Source organism: Streptococcus sanguinis (assembly GCF_050220005.1).
GTDB classification, from domain to species: domain Bacteria; phylum Bacillota; class Bacilli; order Lactobacillales; family Streptococcaceae; genus Streptococcus; species Streptococcus sanguinis_Z.
Genome location: NZ_CP071413.1, coordinates 2102748 through 2116356, shown reverse-complemented (window position 1 = coordinate 2116356; position 13609 = coordinate 2102748). Strand labels below are relative to the sequence as shown.

The window sequence follows — 13609 nt, the reverse complement described above, 5'->3', positions numbered from 1 at the left end:
AACAAACAAAATATCCAAATAGAATAGATTTCAAAGTGTTTATTAATGAATAATAAAGAAAAGAGATGTTCTTATGGTAAAACGATTCATTAGTTCAAATGCTTCAGAAATTTTAAATATGACTGCGCCGGAGCTGAAACAGAGCATCAAGGCCAGTGAGGGCCGCGTTATCCTGTCTGAAAACGTAGCTTTTAAAGAATCTTATATCGGTGATGTGACCAATGCAGAGATTGCTCGGTCTTTTGGTGCTGACTTGATTCTGTTGAATGGGATTGATATATTCCAGCCTTTTGTAGCTGGTCTGGATGCCAAGGAAGATTTTGTTGAGGAGCTGCACCGCTTGGTGGGCCGTCCTATCGGTATCAATCTAGAGCCGGTGGACAGTCAGGCCCAGATGGCAGGAGAACGCCTAATCATCAATGAGGGGCGTCAGGCTAGTCTAGCGACCATTCAGCGAGCAGAAGAGTTGGGCGTTGACTTTATCTGCCTGACGGGTAATCCGGGAACTGGTGTCACCAATCAAGCCATTATTGACACCATTCGAGTGGTCAAGGAGAATTTTTCAGGCCTGTTGATTGCAGGTAAAATGCATGCTTCGGGTGTGGATGAGCCGGTAGCAGACCTAGAAGCAATCGCTCAATTTATCGAAGCTGGTGTTGATATTGTCCTAGCACCGGCAGTCGGCAGTGTGCCTGGCTTTGATGAGCAGGACTTGAAGCAGATTGTCCGCCTGGCCCATCAAAAGGGGGCTCTGGTTATGAGTGCGATTGGTACCAGTCAGGAGAGTGCTGATGAGGATATTGTCAAGCAAATGGCCATCCGCAACAAAATCTGCGGTGTAGATATCCAGCATATCGGAGATTCAGGCTACGGCTGTCTGGCTCCGGTTGAAAATATCTTTGCCATGAGTAAGGCTCTCAGAGGACAGCGCCACACCATTTCCATGATTTCACGTTCGATTAATAGATAGTAAAATGAGACAGACTTTTAGGGGTAAGCTCCTAGAAAGCCTGTCTCTATTTTTTATAAAAAAGACCGAGATTCTTGTCTCGGCTTTTATAGGTTTCCTTTTTTATCTAAAAATTCATGATAGACACAGAGGCTGACTGCAGAGCGGGCAATACTGTATTTAGAGTAGGGGATAATAACAATCTCCGCTTGTTTTTGCTTTGGAAAGAGAGGTACTTCCTGCTCTAACTGAGCCAGGACCTGCTCGGCAATCACCGGATAGGAAAAGAGCTGGCCGTCCAGATAAATCCTTTCGCTATCAATAAGCTGGCAGAGGTTGGAAATGGAAATGGCCAGGTAGCGACAGGCAGTATGAATCAACTCAATGCTGCCTAAGTCTCCTAAGCGATAGGCAGTCATCAAACTTGTCAAATCAATGTCATTCACGTCCTCTACAAGGGTCTTTAAGAGCGAGGTCTGGGAAGCCCGATACAGGATAGCTGCTTTATCAATCAGAGCACTCTCGCTGGCATAAACCTGCAGGCAGCCGTGCTTGCCGCAAGGACAGCGCTCGCCTTCAGGATTGATGACGGTATGCCCCACCTCCCCGATAAGATAATTCTCCTGACTGTAAATACTGCCCTTGTACATGTAGGAGCAATGAATACCTCTAGCGACATGATAGACGATAAAATTACTGTCTGTAGGATGATAGCTAAAGAGGCGTTCAGCCATTGTCAAACAGTGGGACTTATTGGCAAAGTAGACAGGAAGGTCAAAGGCTTCTTGAATAGTCTGCAGGTTAATCTGTCCCCAGTGGGGATTTTTAGAAATGATAAAATCACTTTCAGAGAGATTCACATGTCCCGGCAGCCCGAGGGCAATCGCTGAGATGGAGTGTTTGCTATTCTTTTTCAGAAAATCTTGAATCAGCCGGATAATTTCCTGGTCAGACGGGCCACCTGTCACCTCGACCTGATAAGTCCGAATATTGCTTTCTACAATCTCACCGGTATTATCAGCGATGACCATAGCCAGCTGTTTTTCAGAAATCTCAAAGCCCAGATAGTAGCGGCTATGAGGCGCAATATCCAGTAGAGTTTTTTTGCGGCCTACACTCTCATCATTGAGCTCGCCCAGCTCCAGTACCAAGCCTTCCTTGATCAGTTCATTGATGATACTGCCAGTCGTGGCTGGTGTAATCTGAGTTTCTTTTGAAATATCAATCCGAGAAATCGGTCGTTTGGCATAGAGCTGATCCAGGACAGTTGCCCTTAGCTCGTTTTGTTTTCTAGTTCGTGTCATCTTGTTTCCTCTGCTGCTATACTATCAAAAAAAGCTATAAATCTCAAATGTAAGCGTTGACATAGTACAAAAAAATAGTTATAATGTTTATAGAATATTAATAACATAGTGAAAAATATTCTGTTTTCGGATTTTTGTTTATATATTGAAAATAAATAGCAAGCGTCGTTGCAGGCTAGGTCAGATTCATAAAGGAGGATGCTGATGGAAACAAAACAAATTATGTTAGTCTGTGCGGCTGGGATGAGCACCAGTCTCATGGTCAATAAAATGCAGAAAGCTGCAGAGGAGCGCGGCTTGGCTGCGACGATATTTGCGGTGCCAGTATCAGAAGCAGAAGACTATCTAAACGAGAAAAAGGTTGATGTCCTTTTGCTGGGGCCTCAGGTCCGCTATCTGTTGGAGGATTTGCAGGAAAAATTAGCTTCAAAAGGTATTCCGGTCGATGTTATCCCTATGACGGACTACGGAATGATGAAGGGGGATAAGGTCCTGGATCTGGCAGAGTCGCTCATGAAGTAGGTACTTTTATGGAAAATAAAGATTCCTTAGAGGTCGCTATGACCCTCATTATGTATGGCGGAGAGGCCAAGTCTTGTGCTATTGAAGCCATTGCAGCAGCTAAAAAGCAGGACTTTGACCGGGCTCAGGAGAGGCTGAGTCAGGCTCAGAAGGCCCTGCTGCAAGCCCATCACGCTCAGGCTGAAATGCTGACCAAGGAGGCACAAGGAGAGAAGACAGAACTTAGTTTATTTATGGTGCATGGGCAGGATCATCTCATGACCAGTATCGCCTTTGTTGATTTGGCAAAGGAGATTGTTGATTTGCATAAAAAATTTGATGAATAGGAGAAATGCAGATGAGTAGTTTGGTTGATAAATGGCAAGCGCGTCTCATGCCTATTGCCAATAAAATCGGCAACCAAAAATTTCTGGTTGCCCTGCGGGATTCCTTTATTGGAACCATGCCTGTGATTATGACGGGCTCTTTCGCCCTCATGGTAAATGCCTTTCTATCTGACTTGCCAGGACAGTTCGGCTGGACCTGGATTTCATCTACCTTCCAGTGGCTGATTGATATTAACTGGCTGGTATTTAAGGGCAGTATTCCTATCGTTACCCTCTTGTTCCTTTTTACCTTCGGGGTCAATATCGCTAAGATTTACAATACTGATAAGGTGTCTGCTGGTCTGGTAGCTGTGGCTTCCTATATCATTACCATTGGTGGATCAGTTACTAAAACCTTTGAGTTGGCTGGCAAAACACCAGGGCTGAGCAAGGCGATTTCAAAACTCCCAGAGCTAAAACTTGACGGCAGTAATCTGTCTGTGACGATTAACAGTGTTATTCCAGGTGACCAGATTAGTGCGCGTGGCTACTTTACTGCTATTCTGATTGGTTTTGTATCTGTTATCATCTTTTGTAAGGTCATGAATCGTAACTGGACTATCAAACTTCCAGATTCTGTTCCGCCAGCTATCATGAAGCCATTCCTGTCTATCATTCCGGCTGCGATTGCTATGTATGTCGTGGGAATTGCGACCTATCTCTTTAATCTGGTGACAGGCGAGCTGTTGATTGACTGGATTTACAAGATTTTGCAGGCACCGCTTCTCAGCTTGTCTCAAAGCTTCTGGGCTGTGCTACTCATTGTCTTTCTCAATAAGATTTTCTGGTTCTTCGGACTGCACGGTGGTAATGTGCTGGCGCCGGTTATGGCCAGTCTCTTTGGTGTGACCATGCTGGCTAATCTGGAAGCTTATCAGGCTGGGCATGCGATTCCTTACATGTGGACGGATAATTCTTTCGGTGCTTTTGTCTGGTTTGATGCGATTGGAGTTGCCATTGCCATTCTCTGGCAATCTCGGAACAAGCACTATCGCGAAGTGGCTAAGTTGGGAATTTTCCCAATGGTCTTCAACATCGGTGAGCCGGTCATGTACGGTCTGCCAATCGTTTTGAATCCAATTATGTTTATTCCATACGTCCTGACGCCAATGGTCATGGTAACAGTAGCCTACTTTGCAACCTCTATGGGCTTGGTTGCGCCGGTTACTCAAAACGTCACCTGGGTCATGCCGCCGATTCTCTACGGTTTCTTTGCGACAGCCTTCGACTGGCGGGCAATTATTCTTTCGCTGGTTAATATCGCTATTTCAACCGCTATATATCTGCCCTTTGTCAAGATGGCAGATAAACAGGAGGAGCTTGGATAAATGGCAAAATTTGAAATTAAAGAAGAATTTTACTTGGATGGCAAGCCTTTTAAGATTTTATCGGGAGCTATTCAGTATTTCCGGCTTCATCCAGACCAGTGGCGAGATACCCTATACAATCTCAAAGCTCTGGGCTTTAATACGGTAGAAACTTATATTCCTTGGGCATTGCATGAGCCTCAGGAAGGACAGTTTCAGGCAGAGGGCATGCTGGATTTTGAAGCATACTTCAAGTTGGTTGAGGAGATGGGGCTTTATCTCATTGTCCGTCCGACGCCTTATATCTGTGCAGAGTTTGACTTTGGCGGTCTGCCGGCCTGGCTCTTGAGATATCCTTCGATGCGCCTGCGGGTCAATCATCCGCTGTTTCTGGAAAAGGTCAGTCATTTTTATGACTGGCTCTTTCCCAAGCTTCTGCCCTATCAAAGTGATCAGGGCGGCCCTATCCTCATGATGCAGGTGGAAAATGAATACGGTTCTTACGCCGAGGACAAGGCCTACATGCGCAGCATTGCGCAGATGATGAAGGTACGTGGCGTTACGGTTCCCCTCTTTACCTCTGACGGGACATGGATAGAGGCTTTGGAGTCTGGAACCTTGATTGAGGATGATATTTTTGTGACGGGGAATTTTGGTTCCCAACCTAAGGAAAATACAGATAATCTGCGAGCTTTCATGGAGCGCTATGGCAAGAAATGGCCACTTATGTGTACCGAGTTTTGGGATGGTTGGTTCAGCCGCTGGAGCGAGGAAATCGTTCGGCGAGAAGCCGAAGATTTGGCCCAGGATGTCAAAAAAATGCTGCAGCTGGGCAGTATGAACCTCTTTCTACTGAGAGGTGGGACCAATTTTGGTTTTATCAGCGGCTGTTCAGCCCGCAAGACAAAGGATTTGCCGCAGATTACCTCCTATGATTTTGACGCACCTATTACTGAGTGGGGGCAGCCGACTGAGAAATACTACGCTGTTCAGCGGGTGACCCATGAGGTCTTTACAGAGCTTGAGCAGATGGAGCCTATTAGCCGACAGGCCAAGGCCTATGGCAGTTTTCCGCTGCTTGGGACTGCAAATCTGCTGGATGTTGCAGCGGACATCACAGAGGAAATTCTGCTGGATTATCCGCAGCCTATGGAGCAGATTGGGCAGAATCATGGCTATATCCTCTACCGTTCCGATATCAAAAATCAATACCATGAGGAAAGGCTCAAGGCATTGGAGACTCATGACCGCTGCCATTTCTATGTCAATCAGGAGCACCTAGCTACCCAGTATCGGGAAGAAATCGGTGATGAGATGCTCTTCTCAGCTGATACTGAGCGGATTCAGATTGATGTGCTGGTGGAAAATATGGGGCGGGTCAACTATGGTTACAAGTTGGGCGCACCTAGTCAATCCAAGGGAATCAAGGGTGGTATCATGATTAACCACCAGTTCCGAAAGGGCTGGAAGCATTATGCGCTCAAGTTTGACAAGGAAATGTTGGCCAAGTTAGACTGCTACTCAGCTCCACCGGAAAGAGTCAAAGCACCGACCTTCTATCGCTTTGAAGCGGAGTTGGATGATATCGCTGATACCTTCATCGATTGCTCTAAGTATGGGAAGGGCTGTATTTCGGTTAACGGCTTCAACCTAGGCCGCTACTGGAATGAAGGGCCGATTCACTATCTCTATGTGCCATCTGGCTTGCTCAAGGATAAGAATGAGTTTATCGTCTTTGAAACAGAAAATGTCAAGATTGAAGAGTTGACCTTGCTTGACCATCCAGTCTATAAGAAATGAGGTGTTGCGATGAAATATATGACAGTCGGAAATGAACTGGAAGGAGCTAGTCAGCTGGTTTTGGGCTGCATGCGTCTGGCAGAGCATGCTCCTGAAGAGGTCGTTTCCGTTCTTGAAACGGCATTAGAAGTGGGAATTAATTTCTTTGACCACTCAGATGTTTATGCTGGTGGCCAGTCTGAAGCCAAGTTTGCGCAGGCTCTTCGCTCGGCTAAGATTCCCCGGGACCGAGTTCTCATCCAGTCCAAGTGCGGACTGCGGGATGTTCACACCAACTACCATTTTGACTTTGCTAAGGATTATATCATCAGCTCGGTTGAAGGCAGCTTGGAGCGTTTGCAGACAGACTATCTGGATGTGCTCCTCCTGCACCGGCCAGATGCTCTTGTAGAGCCGGAAGAGGTGGCTGAAGCTTTCTCACAGCTGCACCAAGCCGGGAAGGTTCGCTATTTCGGAGTCAGCAATCAAAACCCTTATCAAATGGAGCTGCTGCAAAAGAGTGTGGAGCAGCCCTTGATTGCCAACCAACTACAGTTTGGTCCAGCCCATACTCCGATGCTGGACGCTGGGCTCAATGCCAATATGCTCAATCCTTTGGCAATCGTTCGGGATGGTAGTGTACTGGACTATTGTCGATTGCATCATATCACGATTCAGCCTTGGTCACCATTTCAGGTCGACTTGAACCAGGGACTTTTTATGGAGCATCCTAAATATGCTCAGCTTACAGAAACTCTGCATGCCTTTGCATCAGACTATCAAGTTTCTTTTGAAGCCTTAGTTCTCGCTTGGATTTTGCGTCATCCGGCACAAATGCAGCCGATTGTTGGCTCCATGAATCCGCAGCGAATTCGCTCAATGGTGGCTGCTTTTGATATTGAGCTCTCTCGGGCTGACTGGTATAAGATATACAAGAGCGCGGGGAATCCTCTGCCCTAAACTTGTTTTTGCAGGGAGATTATTTGTTATTCAGAATCAATGAAGCCTAAGAGCAGCGAATCGGTCTGCATATTTCATTGATTAAGCTCGACTCTGCACCTTATGAAAGGAGAATGATATGAATAATAAGTTTTCTTGGCAAGGCCTAGCAAAATCTGCTTCTGCTGCCAAGTATGGAAGTGGCTTGCTGCTATGTGTTTCCCTCTTGTCCTTAGCAGCTTTGACAGCTGTATCAAGAGTTGAAGCAGAAGATGTTGTGCCTGCCCCTGCCGCAGTAGCTGAAATGTCGGCTTCTCCAGCAGCGCAAGCAAGTCCCGAGGCTGAAAATCCAGCTGTAGCTGAACCCCAAGCAGCTCCTGCAAATCAGGCTGAATCAGCTGCAGCCGCTAGCGAGCTGCCAGCCAGTCAGGTCATGTCCGATGAGCAGAAGCAGCGCGCCATTGCTCAGATGGGAGCCAATCAAGGGGATGTCTGGGTTTGGTCGGAGGAAAATGTCGTTGAAGAAAATGGGGAGCGTCAAAAACGCGGTCCTAATGGCGGCCCTGGCCAATTTAATGGCGGAGCTGTCGTGTTAGGCGGCCGTCCGACATATGACCCAGCGGCGGATTGGTACTACCTTGCTTATAAAGGCGAAGGGATGACCGACGAAGAAGCGAAGGCTGTCTTTGACAAGGAACGCGGAAAATGGATGAATGAATTTGATCCTTGGGGCGTTGTGATGGAAATGACGGACAATAAGGCCAACAATGCTTGGGCGGATATTCGTAACATGCAGGCTTTCGTGCTCCGGAAGGACTCCAATGTCTGGGAGAAAATTGTGGATCACCCTCAAGGGGTTCAATGGGTTGCTCAATTCAAGGGCAATATGTCCAGCTACGTAGGAGATGCACGGCAGGAAGCCTTGGCTGGTGGGGGAACAGCTATTGAGGTATTACCTAAGCAGGATCGGGTTGCCCACTGGGGTTCTGATCAGGCCCGTGATATTCCAAATCCTCAAACCATTCGGGCTGTTTTAGTTTCCGTAGAAGCTCGTATTTCTGAAAAATCTGACCCGGATGCCAAGCTTGGTATTCAAGTTGGCGGTGACTGGAAGTTTGCTGAAGAAGTGAGTAAGCCGCTCTGGTATCCAGGAGCTGGTCTAGCTGGTATTCAGCGACTGACCAAGGATTGGGCTCGTTACTATTTTGTCAGCCTCACTGGTATTCAAGATGCAGTTGAAGAAAGGGCCATTTCACAAGATGAGTTTATGAAGAGCGTCGTGCCGTTGGCCGATATGGAGCAAGCCTCTCAAAATCAAGCCCAGCAGGCAACCCCTGCAAGGCCTGCTCCAATGGGTAGCCAGGTAGAAAATCTGACCTACAAAGCAAGCGGCCAGACGGATCCTCAAGCAGCGTCTCAAGAGCCAACTCTTCAACAAGCTTCTTCCAAACAACTACCTAAGACCGGCAGCCAAAGCAGTCTATTGACCAATCTGCTGGGATTCGGGCTCTTAGGACTGGCAGCTGGTTTCCTTGGCTTGAAGAAAAAATCTTAGTTTTGCAAGCTAGAGGAAAAATAATCTACAAAAAAGCAACAGCAGGTTCTAGCTGTTGCTTTGTGTTTGATTTAGGTTTTGTATGATAGGCTGTCCGAGATTAGATGCTTGCGTAGCGGGCGGACTGCAGACAGGCTCTTGGTATTTTTGAGTAAAGCGGCATCTGGGGAAATTGGAGCAGCCCCAAAATTTCTGACCGGCATTAGATCCTTTGGCTGCTGTACGGAGCACCAATCCATGCTGGCAGCGAGGGCAGATCTTTTCTGCTTCTCTACGCTGCTTATTCTGAGCAATGTGGTTAATATGGCGCTCTTTGACGACCTGCTTTCGCTTGGTCAAGGGCAGCAGCATACGATAGAGGTCGTCAATCTGCTCGGGCGACAGGTAGGCTTGACTTTGGCAGGCCTGCCTGTCAATTGCCCCTATCACTTGCCAGGTCTGAATAACTTTATGCCTATCACTGTTTAGATGGATTTTCTTAAGCTGACAGTCATTGCCAAAGACGATATAGGAATATAGATTTGGCGTGTATTGGTTGAGATAGTAGCTGAGCCATTTGAGATGGACTTTATTTTGAATAATGGGATTGAAAAAAGAATGCTTGTAAGATTTTCCGCGGCCTCCGGAAAGAACCTGAGTCCAGTATTGCTGATTTTCTGAGCCGAAGATCCAGCCCTTGTAGTTTTTGGACTCAAAAATGTAAATTCCAGATGGATGAATCAGCAAGGCATCAATCTCAGTGGTAGTGCTATCTTCTTTGAAGATATAGAGATTGTACAAGATCTTTTTATAGCCATAGAGCTGGTTCAAGACCTGACCAAGCTGGTACTCTCCCTGTTTTCCCTTGTTATATTTGAGTTCCCAAGAGGCAGTCTGGGTTTGCTGGAAATAGTCAGGCTCTGGGCTTTGGCTGGACGACCAATCCGAGTCCCTATCTTCCCTGTCTTCAAGTAGCTTATAACTGATAAAAAAGACGATGCCAAAGACAGCCACAAATGCAACGAAAAAGAATCCAAACATTTCCTAATCTCCCTTAAAATCCCTAATTCGAGTATAGCACAAAATAAAGGACGGAAGATTTTTATAAGTGTAAAAACAAGATAATTAAACAATGGTTATAAATGTGTCTAAAAAACGGAAACTACCCTTTAAAAACTTATTTTCCAAAAACACCTCACAAACCTAAAAAATCATGTATAATAAAAAGACAGGAAAAGAATAGGAGTTATCATGTCTCAGGAATTAATCAGTGTTATCATCCCTGTTTACAATGTTGAGCAGTATTTAGCAGAATGTGTGAACAGCGTCTGTCGTCAGACCTATAAAAATCTGGAAATTATTCTAGTCAATGATGGTTCAACAGATGCTTCTGGTCAGATTTGCCAAGAGCTAGCTGATCAGGATGCGAGGATTCGTCTCATTTATCAGGACAATCAAGGTTTGTCCGGTGCCCGCAACACAGGGATTGAGCACTCTAGTGCAGACTATTTGATTTTTGTGGATTCGGATGACTGGCTGCCTGAGCAGCATGTTGCCCGCCTCTATGAAAAGCTCAAGGAGTATGATGCGGACATTGCCATTGGTCACCACTGTAGTTTCCGTGCTGAGGATTCAGCCTTCCTCTACTATTCGACAGAGCATTTTGAAACCCTCTATACGCGAGAAGAGATAATCGAGGAGTACCCTAGACGGCGCATGCTAGACGGTGTCTTTCTCTGTGCCTGGGCCAAGCTCTATAAACGTAAGCTCTTTGATACAGTGCGCTATCCAGTCGGCCGAGTGGCTGAAGATGCCTTCACGACTTATAAGCTTTACCTTCAGTCAGAGAAGATTATCTACCTCAATGAACCGCTCTATTACTATCGCTTGCGTCCAAATAGCATCTCCATGACTTGGAATGAGCAGTGGTTCCGAGACCTGATTGTAGGTTTTGAGGAGCAGCTAGCTATTCTAGGTAAGCTAGGCTATGACCTGAGCTTCTACTACAAATACTACACCTTCCTGCTCCAGTATTGTCGCGACAGCGCTGCAGCAGTCGGTATGCAGTCTAGTCTGGTCTATCAGGAAATTGAAAGTAAACTCAAACTATTTGGAGAATAAATAAAACAAGCCACCTTTCAACAATAGGGCTGAAAGCGTAGCTTGTTTTTTAGTGTTTGAAAATTAAAGACTAAAAATAACAATTAATGTCATGCTTCAAAAAGACATCTTGGTATTCAAATAAGTCTTCAGGGTGCAAGGCCTTGACATCTTCCATGGCATACTTTCGGCCAAGTAATTTGTATTTATTTTCGCCAAATTGATGGAAAGGCAACAGCTGGACTTGATTGATGGATAGTTCATTAAACAAAGTCGCAAACCGCTCTGCATCTTCTAAGGAGTCGTTAAAATCTGGAATGACTGGAATGCGCAGAACAATCGTCTTTTGATGAGTAAAGGCGTAGTGGATATTCTGAACAATTAATTCGTTTTTTACTCCAGTCACCTTGCGGTGGTTGACAGAGTTATAATGTTTCAGATCGGTATAGATGAAATCAACGTACTGGATGAGATCCACGAATTTTTCATGTTCTACAAAGGCAGTTGTTTCAATAGCGGTATGAATCCCTTTTTCCTTAGCCGCTTTGAGAATGGCCTTGGCAAATTCAAACTGGGCGAAAATCTCTCCGCCAGATAAGGTTAGGCCACCGCCAGATTCTTCATAAAAATCTCTGTCTTTTAGGACTTCGTTGATAATCTCCTCGACACTTCTTTCCTCCCCCATAGTGATGCTTTTTTTGGTAGTAGCATCCAGCATAGGCTCGGGTCTGAATTGCTGTGATTCTGGATTGGAGCACCAAGGGCAGCGTAGAGGACAGCCCTTGAGGAAAACCGTTGTACGAATCCCTGGTCCATCATGAATACTGAAATGTTGGATGTTGAAAATAATTCCTTTTGTTGTTTCCATACTCAGGCCTCCTTTGGATACAATCATTATAACTTATTTTAGAAAGAAAAACAATTACGAATGAAAGTTATTTTTATTTTATTTTTAAGACGTCTTTTGTTACAATAATAGCAGAGGTGATAGAATGGAACGTTTAGATGAAATTGTTAAATTAGTATCTGAATTTGAACGAATCGATGTCAATACTTTGTCTGACCGCTTAAAAGTGTCCAAAGTAACGATTCGCAAGGACTTGGATAAGCTGGAAACCAAAGGTCTACTGCGCAGAGAGCATGGCTATGCTGTTTTAAATAGCGGCGATGATCTGAATGTCAGACTTTCCTTTCATTATGATACCAAGCGCCGAATTGCCCAGGAAGCAGCAAAAATCGTTCAGGATAATGAAACCATTATGATCGAATCAGGTTCGACCTGTGCCTTGCTAGCTGAGGAAATCTGCCGGACGAAGAAGAATGTCAAGATTATTACCAATTCTTATTTTATTGCGGATTATATAAAACAAACTGATTCTTGTAAAATTATCTTACTGGGCGGAGAATTTCAGAAAGATTCTCAAGTGACAGTAGGGCCTCTTCTCAAGGAAATGATCCGCTTTTTCCACGTAGAACATGCTTTTGTCGGAACAGATGGCTATGATGAAAATCTAGGCTTTACAGGCAAGGATCTGATGCGGAGTGAGGTTGTGCAGTATATGTCAGAGGCATCTGACCGGATGATTGTTTTGACGGACTCAAGCAAGTTTACCAGAAAAGGTACGGTTAAGAGATTTGGCTTCAAGCAGATTGCTCAAGTGGTGACTGACAAGGCGATTCCGAAAGAGGCTGTTGAGCGCTTGAAAGCTGCCGATATCAAGCTGACTCTGATCTAGCAGAGAAGGAGATAAGATGAAAAATGAAAGAAAAAAACTATTGGCAAAAATTGCTTATCTCTACTATATCGAAGAAAGAAGCCAGTCTGACATTGCGGCTGAGACAGGGATTTATCGCACCACCATTAGCCGAATGCTGGCAGAAGCTAAAAAAGAGGGCATTGTAAAGATTGAGATTGAAGACTTTGATACCCGCTTGTTCCATTTGGAAAACTATGTAAAAGAAAAATATGGGCTCAAGGGAATCGAAATTGTCAGTAATTTAGTGGATGAATCTCCAGCAGACCTGGAAGAGAGGTTGGCTCAAGCTGCTGCAGGTATGCTGCGCAGCCTGATTAAAGACAATGATAAAGTAGGATTTTCTTGGGGCAAGAGCTTGAGCCTTTTAGTAGAGCACTCCAGCAACAAGCATTTGACAAATGTTCATTTCTTTCCTTTGGCAGGTGGTCCCAGTCATATCCATGCTCGCTATCATGTGAATACCCTCATCTATAGCATGGCTGGAAAATACCATGGGGACTGCCGTTTTATGAATTCCACGATTATTCAGGAGAATGAGCAACTGACAAATGGAATATTGGCTTCTAAATATTTTGAAGATCTAAAAAGCAGCTGGCAGGAGCTGGATGTGGCTGTGGTTGGTATTGGCGGGCAGGTTGACACGGGAAATCGTCAATGGCTGGACATGCTGACCCCAGAGGATTTTCTTGCTCTAGAGAGTCAGGATGCTGTCGGAGAAATCTGCTGTCGCTTCTTTAATAAAAAAGGGGAGATGGTCTACCAGCATTTGCAAAATCGAACGATTGCCATCTCTTTGGAAAATTTGAAAAAGGTGCCGCTTAGTCTAGCCTTTGCTTATGGCAGTCAAAAATCTGCTGCTATCTTAGCGGTGTTGCGAGCTGGCTATGTCAATCACTTGGTCACAGATGAAGCGACGATTTTAAAAATGCTAGAACTAGATGGAGATAGGAGTTTCCTCACTTCTTGATGGCAGTAGAATCTCAGGTGAAATAAGATTTCCAAAACTAAATTCAGGAATCCTATTTTTTAATAGTGGATTAGCGGCTATGTATG

Annotated in this window: 13 protein-coding genes; 10 read left to right on the top strand and 3 right to left on the bottom strand. The window is 45.2% G+C overall.

Features of this window, described 5'->3' with window-relative positions:
* Positions 1 to 73 precede the first annotated feature (73 nt).
* A complete protein-coding gene (locus J1C86_RS10325; protein WP_124764418.1) occupies positions 74 to 970 on the top strand; it encodes a haloacid dehalogenase-like hydrolase in 897 nt (298 codons plus the stop codon).
* Positions 971 to 1056: 86 nt separating this feature from the next.
* Here J1C86_RS10325 and J1C86_RS10320 read toward each other — a convergent pair whose 3' ends face one another.
* Positions 1057 to 2253, bottom strand: a complete 1197-nt coding sequence (locus tag J1C86_RS10320) for an ROK family protein (RefSeq protein WP_125408758.1) — start codon at positions 2251 to 2253, stop codon at positions 1057 to 1059.
* A 204-nt stretch (positions 2254 to 2457) separates the two neighbouring features.
* Here J1C86_RS10320 and J1C86_RS10315 point away from each other — a divergent pair, with 204 nt between their 5' ends.
* The 6 genes from J1C86_RS10315 to J1C86_RS10290 all read left to right on the top strand — a co-directional run bounded on the left by J1C86_RS10315 (position 2458) and on the right by J1C86_RS10290 (position 8720).
* Entirely contained in the window at positions 2458 to 2775 is a 318-nt protein-coding gene (locus J1C86_RS10315; RefSeq protein ID WP_081107570.1) for a PTS sugar transporter subunit IIB, read from the top strand.
* An 8-nt stretch (positions 2776 to 2783) separates the two neighbouring features.
* On the top strand, positions 2784 to 3101 hold the full coding sequence (locus J1C86_RS10310) for a PTS lactose/cellobiose transporter subunit IIA (RefSeq protein ID WP_002914454.1): 318 nt from the start codon (positions 2784 to 2786) through the stop codon (positions 3099 to 3101).
* Between the two features lie 5 nt (positions 3102 to 3106).
* Positions 3107 to 4468 carry a PTS sugar transporter subunit IIC gene (locus J1C86_RS10305; protein ID WP_002896670.1) on the top strand — a complete coding sequence of 454 codons (1362 nt, stop codon included), beginning with the start codon at positions 3107 to 3109 and terminating at the stop codon, positions 4466 to 4468.
* A complete protein-coding gene (locus J1C86_RS10300; protein WP_048772084.1) occupies positions 4469 to 6247 on the top strand; it encodes a glycoside hydrolase family 35 protein in 1779 nt (592 codons plus the stop codon).
* 9 nt (positions 6248 to 6256) lie between these two features.
* Positions 6257 to 7186 (top strand): aldo/keto reductase, encoded by a 930-nt coding sequence (locus J1C86_RS10295; RefSeq protein WP_048772087.1) that lies wholly within the window; start codon positions 6257 to 6259, stop codon positions 7184 to 7186.
* 118 nt (positions 7187 to 7304) lie between these two features.
* Positions 7305 to 8720, top strand: coding sequence for an LPXTG cell wall anchor domain-containing protein (locus tag J1C86_RS10290; RefSeq protein ID WP_048772090.1), 1416 nt, complete (start codon positions 7305 to 7307; stop codon positions 8718 to 8720).
* Between the two features lie 48 nt (positions 8721 to 8768).
* Here the strand turns inward: J1C86_RS10290 and J1C86_RS10285 are convergent, their stop codons facing one another.
* Complete coding sequence (locus J1C86_RS10285) at positions 8769 to 9740, bottom strand: nuclease-related domain-containing protein (protein WP_048772093.1); 972 nt, start codon at positions 9738 to 9740, stop codon at positions 8769 to 8771.
* Positions 9741 to 9950: 210 nt separating this feature from the next.
* Between J1C86_RS10285 and J1C86_RS10280 the strand changes: the two genes are divergently transcribed.
* Complete coding sequence (locus J1C86_RS10280; protein WP_125408759.1) at positions 9951 to 10820, top strand: glycosyltransferase family 2 protein; 870 nt, start codon at positions 9951 to 9953, stop codon at positions 10818 to 10820.
* Positions 10821 to 10890: 70 nt separating this feature from the next.
* Here J1C86_RS10280 and J1C86_RS10275 read toward each other — a convergent pair whose 3' ends face one another.
* The gene (locus tag J1C86_RS10275; RefSeq protein WP_032913016.1) at positions 10891 to 11667 is read right to left on the bottom strand and encodes a glycyl-radical enzyme activating protein; all 777 of its coding nucleotides are present in this window, start codon (positions 11665 to 11667) and stop codon (positions 10891 to 10893) included.
* Between the two features lie 124 nt (positions 11668 to 11791).
* Here J1C86_RS10275 and J1C86_RS10270 point away from each other — a divergent pair, with 124 nt between their 5' ends.
* Together J1C86_RS10270 and J1C86_RS10265 are read left to right on the top strand one after the other, a co-directional pair.
* Entirely contained in the window at positions 11792 to 12535 is a 744-nt protein-coding gene (locus J1C86_RS10270) for a DeoR/GlpR family DNA-binding transcription regulator (protein ID WP_002907363.1), read from the top strand.
* Between the two features lie 16 nt (positions 12536 to 12551).
* Entirely contained in the window at positions 12552 to 13523 is a 972-nt protein-coding gene (locus J1C86_RS10265; protein ID WP_002907362.1) for a sugar-binding transcriptional regulator, read from the top strand.
* Positions 13524 to 13609: the final 86 nt, after the last annotated feature.